We start from the raw sequence: 2,311 nt of genomic DNA, 5'->3' as shown, positions 1-2,311 counted from the left end.
AAAGAGCTTTACCCGAGAACCTATTACGGGAGGGCGCGCTCCGTCAGGAACTCCGCTTGGTTCTACGATACTTCAGAGCAAAATGGCTTCCAGTTTTTTTGAACAAAGAAAAGAAGATTTATCCTCGTTTTTAAAGGAAATTATTTTTGAATGGATATTACCAGATTTCAAAGACCAGAAAAGAAAAGAACATAAAATTTTAATGAGAAGTATTATGGACGATGAAGATAGCTCTGAAAAGTTCTTCCAGATTAAATTGAACGAGAAAATGAATGAATTAAAACTTAAAAGCAAACATCTCACGCCAGAGCAATGGAAAATAAGACGGGGGATACAGGCAGAGCTTTTAAGCGATTCAGAGATAAATTTACCAGAAGGATTTTACAATAACCTGAAATATAAAATAGACATCACTATTGTAGGAGAACAAATAGACACAAGTTCCAAAATAGGAATTTTCCAGATGATTTCTCAAATGCTTGCTTCTAATCCCGCTCTTTTACAGGACAAGCGAATTAAGAAAATGATTTATAAAATGTTAGACGCAGGAGGAGTAAACCCGCATAGCATATTTTCTGAAGATGTCCCAAGTATAGCGGGAGCTTCAGAGGAAGCAGCACCTCCCCAGAGAGGAGGAAGTATGGCGCGAATTGCTCCTATGTCTCCAATAGCAACAGCAACTAAAGAAGTATGAATTTAAGTAAAAACCAAATTTATTTTATTAAAAAAAACGAAGCTATGATTTCCAGTATTCTGAATAACAGAATTGAAAATCTAAAAGACCGCATATTAGATGTTGAACCAGACAAAAGAAACGAACTTATTGAGTGGATTAAAGAGTATAAATTAGGAGTAGGATTATTAAAAGAAATATGCAAAGACAATGACGAAAAAGACCCAACAGGTATTTAAAGGTCGTTATGGGACTAAACCCTAAAAAAAAGAACTATTCACTAAAGAATTAAAAAAGAATTATGCAGGACGCAAACATAACTCAAGAAGAATCTGAAGAGTCCAAAGAAACTTTAGAAGAACTTGGGGAGGAGACGGAAACTCCTGACGAAACCGAAGAGGAGACGGGTACTCCTGAAGAAACCCAGCCAGAAAAGGCAGAAAAATCAAAAGAATTGCAGTCCGCCTTAGCACAGAAAGACCATTATAGGAAGAAGTATTCAGATGCTCTTGCTAAAATGGAAAAATTGAAAAAATCCGATTCTGTGTCCAGTGATATGCCTATTCCAACAAATCCAATGGATGTTGTGAGATTGGCAAAATCATTAGAGGGGTATAACGAGAGTGAAGTTGATTTCATTGTTCGCAATGCTCCCGACAAATCTATTGATAGTGTAATAAACACTACCAACGATGATTGGGTAAAAACTGCAATTAGTGCGAAGAGAGAAAAGGTCGAAAAAGAGAAAAAAACACCCGACCCTTCATCGCCCTCTTCAGTTCTTAACGGAAAAACAGGAGAAGATTTAGAAAAAATGGACGACAAGGAATTTAGTAAATGGGCTAAAGAAAATATGTCGTCAGGCAGAGGAAGGACGGGCATATAACAATGACCGTAGGAACAGGTTTTGATGCTGATAAATACGATGTTTATAGACCCGAAATTTGGACATCCCGAATTACCCGATTTATGAAAGAGAGGCTTTATGCAGCTGGTTTCTTCAAAGATTATTCAGCTGATATTGTGGGAGGAGATGTTCTCCACGTTCCCCACATAAGCGACACTTTCACCGCTACAGCAATTAAGGTTACGAGTGGAGATGTCACTGCAGAAGCTATATCTGAAACTAAAACTGACCTAACCGTTGATAGTTGGTATGGTAAAGCATTTTACATTACCAAGTTTGAGGAAAGAGAAATAATGAAGAGACCAAACATTATCAACGAGTATGCACAGGCGATTGGCTACAGATTATCCAGATATGCAGAACGAGCTATTTTAGACAACATTACAAGCATCACACCAACAGCAGGAACAACTACTACGAGTTTAGTAGCTACCAACATTGAGACAGCGCTTGGTATATTAGAATCTAACAGTGTGCCAAAAGAAAACTGTAGGTTCTTCTTTGAGCCAAAAGTATATTGGAGCGACATTATGTCAATCCAGAGATATTATGACGCATCGCAATTTGGAAAAGCAACTTTACCAACAGGTACGCACGACTTCTTATATGGCGTTCCAGTAACTCTTACTCCAAATGTTCCTCATAGCTTAGGTGTAAAGAACGCGGTATTACATCCAGATTCAATTATATTTGCGATGTATGGGCCCGACTTTACAGCAAAGAATAGTGAG

4 protein-coding genes are annotated in these 2,311 nt (G+C 37.8%); all 4 read left to right on the top strand.

The annotated features are described in order from the left end of the window. Nucleotides 1-694, top strand: a 694-nt coding sequence (locus U9Q18_02385) for a hypothetical protein (protein ID MEA3313206.1), incomplete at its 5' end; no start/stop codon positions are given. Between the two features lie 44 nt (nucleotides 695-738). Then, a complete protein-coding gene (locus U9Q18_02380; GenBank protein ID MEA3313205.1) occupies nucleotides 739-912 on the top strand; it encodes a hypothetical protein in 174 nt (57 codons plus the stop codon). Nucleotides 913-974: 62 nt separating this feature from the next. Next, a complete protein-coding gene (locus tag U9Q18_02375; protein ID MEA3313204.1) occupies nucleotides 975-1,559 on the top strand; it encodes a hypothetical protein in 585 nt (194 codons plus the stop codon). A gap of 2 nt (nucleotides 1,560-1,561) precedes the next feature. Then, on the top strand, nucleotides 1,562-2,311 hold a 750-nt coding region (locus tag U9Q18_02370; protein MEA3313203.1), incomplete at its 3' end, for a hypothetical protein.

This window comes from Caldisericota bacterium, assembly GCA_034717215.1.
Lineage (GTDB): Bacteria > Caldisericota > Caldisericia > Caldisericales > Caldisericaceae > UBA646.
Note: the sequence above shows the minus strand (reverse complement) of the source record. Positions and strands in the feature narration are given on the sequence as shown.